The sequence below is a fragment of the uncultured Chloroflexus sp. genome (assembly GCF_937129525.1).
Taxonomy (GTDB): Bacteria; Chloroflexota; Chloroflexia; order Chloroflexales; family Chloroflexaceae; genus Chloroflexus.
This window is the reverse complement of record NZ_CAKZNK010000008.1, coordinates 1-2726: the sequence shown is the minus strand read 5'-3', so window position 1 is coordinate 2726 and position 2726 is coordinate 1. Positions and strand designations below refer to the sequence as shown.

Below are 2726 nucleotides of genomic sequence, written 5' to 3'. Positions count from 1 at the left end.
TTCCGGTGACGGCAGCGCAGTGGGCGTGATTGCTGGCGATGGCCGAAGGCGCTGACTGATCCGCGCGCGGCGCGAGTAGAGCTGGCCAGCGTGAGGCAGGTTGCCCGCTGAGTCGGTTGCCGCAAGCGGAGGCTGGCGACAGCAGAACGCCAGCGCGGCCCGCTGCGCGGTCGCGCGCAGCGCATTCGACGGCGCGGCTCGGTGGCCCGGTGTCATTGCGTAGAATGCGAGAAACGGGCATGGCTGCGTTTCCACCTGCTCGCGTCTGGCTTGCAACAGCGTATGTTCTTCCACGACCGATAGCCATTGAACCGGAAAGTTGATAGAGTTCGTTGTTGTTTTGAGAATGTATAGTGCTACAATGAGAAAGATATTTTCTTGCGTTTCCACCGGTTTGGAAGAGCGGACAGACCGTATGAAAGCCATCAACCTTGATGACGTTTTGATCAATTTTAACCATCAGATTCGCTTAAATCCAGATCAGCTCAAAGCATGGTTTGTTGAACGGCCATCGTCGCCGCGCTCTGCCCTGGGTAGATGGCTACGCGCTCAGAAAAAACAGACCACTGCGCAAAAGATTATCTTTATCGGTCATCGTGGAAGCGGTAAATCGACCGAACTCGCCAAATTGGCCGAAGAACTGCAGGACGAGTTTCTCATCGTGCAGCTTGATGTTCTGGAGTCAACGGGACGAACAGATCTGGCGCTGGAAGACTTGATGCTTGTGCTGTTCACGCGGGTGTTTAGAAAAGGGAGCGACGAGGGATGGATTCAACCTCCTTTGACTGCTCAACTGAGCGACCGCTGGCAGCAGCTTTACAACTGGTTTACAAGAGTTGTGGCCGGGTTGACGCTCGGCGCGTCATCGGCTGAAAAGACCTTCGGCGCCAGTTTGAAGCTTGGCATTGTCGAACTCGAAGCGGAAGTTCGCCAATCAGCAGAGGCCCGCGAGGCAATCCATCGCGAATTGAGTTTTCGCATGACTGAGCTGCTGGGCCATCTGAATTGGGTTATTGAACAGGCCGAAAACACCGGCCAAAAGCCCTTGCTGATTATCATTGAAGGTTTAGACAAAGTTGATCTAGAGGCAGCCAGACGTATTTTTCTTGATCGGTTTGCCACGCTCAACGCGCCGCAGGCCTACATCATCTTCACCTGCCCTTCGGCGTTGCGTTATTCAGAAGACTTTGAACAGATCCGTCAACAATTTTCGCGGGTTGAAATCTTGCCCAACATTCCCCCTAAACAGCGTTCGGGTCGTCTGGACAAGGAAGACTGGAAACACTGCGCGAGATAGTGCTCCGACGCATGGATCATAATCTGATAGAAGACAAGGCGCTTCAGCGTCTGGCCATAGCCAGTGGTGGCGTGCCGACCGTATTGATTCGATTGGCGCAAAATGCCGCTACCTATGCAACCGGCGCTAAAATTCTCCTTGCCGACGTGGATAAGGCGCTGTTGATCGAACGCTCATTCTTGCTGCCCACGCTGAGCGATGTGGACTGGGAAAACCTGCGTCGTCGCCACAACGATCACCGGCTGACTGCCGATGACGAAAACCGGAGTCTGCTTTACAAGGGCGCTCTGGTTGAATATAACAATAGCAAAGACGGTCAGCCCTGGTGTGATGCGCATCCAATCCTGTGGGATCTGCTTCGCTCAACACCGGAACAGTGAGACGATGAACGACGACTCTCGAACACAGACAGAACGGTCAATAACGTCGGTGACCGACTCAGAAATCAGGCGACTGGCGCGTTTATTTCGGGCCGTGGCGGGAGCGTGGGCGATTGCCGTTTACGAAGACGGCGCAATGCGTCGGGCGGTGACCAATCGCCTGCGCGAAGCTCTGGCCCCTCTGCCGATTATCGAATGCGCGCTCATCAATGAAGAACCCGATCTGCTTGCATTCCTTCGTCGCATTCCATCCGATCCACCGCATGTGGTCAGCATCACCGGGATTGATAGCGCGTTCGATCGCGGTATCGCTGAGTACCTGGAACTCCATCGCGAGGCATTGCTCAGCCAACCGCATCGTCTCCTGTTTTGGGTGACAGACTACGGGTTGCAGGTGTTGAGCAACCGGGCGCCAAACTTTTCCTCGCGCGTCAATACCATCGTCCATTTCTACGGCCAGCTTGGGGAGAGACCCGAAGGCGTGTTTATTGGCCGCGAACTTGCTACAACGTCGCCAATTCCGGCCGTTGATACGACTCCTCGTCGGCGAGCTATCGAAGTCAAGGATGATACAGAACGCGCCCGCTGGATCGACTATTACCGGCGCCGCATCAACGACCTGGAACAGGCAACGAATCCCGATGCGTCAGCCGCGGCTGACGCATGGTACGACCTGGCCGGTCTCTACGCTCAACACGCAGCGACATTAGACGAAGCAGCTCAGGCCTACGAACGCGCCGCCGGGTGGTATGCCCGCGCCGGTCAATCCGATGCTCAGGCCGATGCGCTGTTGCGGGCCGGCATCGCCTATGCGCGGCGCTATGACCATCAGAAAGCGCTTCGGTGTTACCAGCAAGCGCTGACCGTGTTCAAACAGATCGGCGACCGGCTGGGCGAAGCCAATGTGCTGCTGGCGATCGGCGACGTGCTGCGGTTCCGCACGGAGATGGATGCGGCGCTGGCGAGTTATCAGCAGGCGCTGACCCGCTATCAGGCCGTCGGCGACCGGCTGGGCGAAGCCAATGTGCTGCTGGCGATCGGCGACGTGC

Annotated in this window: 3 protein-coding genes and 1 pseudogene; 3 read left to right on the top strand and 1 reads right to left on the bottom strand. The window is 56.7% G+C overall.

Annotated features, from left to right (window positions below; translation table 11 throughout):
• On the bottom strand, window positions 1–294 hold a 294-nt coding region (locus Q0650_RS00305), incomplete at its 3' end, for a hypothetical protein (RefSeq protein ID WP_298814509.1).
• 25 nt (window positions 295–319) lie between these two features.
• Here Q0650_RS00305 and Q0650_RS00300 point away from each other — a divergent pair.
• The 3 genes and pseudogenes from Q0650_RS00300 to Q0650_RS00290 all read left to right on the top strand — a co-directional run.
• Window positions 320–1297, top strand: coding sequence for a P-loop NTPase fold protein (locus Q0650_RS00300; RefSeq protein ID WP_298814506.1), 978 nt, complete (start codon window positions 320–322; stop codon window positions 1295–1297).
• 11 nt (window positions 1298–1308) lie between these two features.
• Window positions 1309–1677 carry a hypothetical protein gene (locus tag Q0650_RS00295; RefSeq protein ID WP_298814503.1) on the top strand — a complete coding sequence of 123 codons (369 nt, stop codon included), beginning with the start codon at window positions 1309–1311 and terminating at the stop codon, window positions 1675–1677.
• Window positions 1678–1681: 4 nt separating this feature from the next.
• A pseudogene (locus Q0650_RS00290) lies at window positions 1682–2726 on the top strand (hypothetical protein); the annotation flags it as partial.

What these genes read in the sequence shown, in the direction of transcription:
- Q0650_RS00295 (WP_298814503.1), top strand. Translation starts at nt 1,309, where the DNA reads ATGGATCATAATCTGATAGAAGACAAGGCGCTTCAGCGTCTGGCCATA.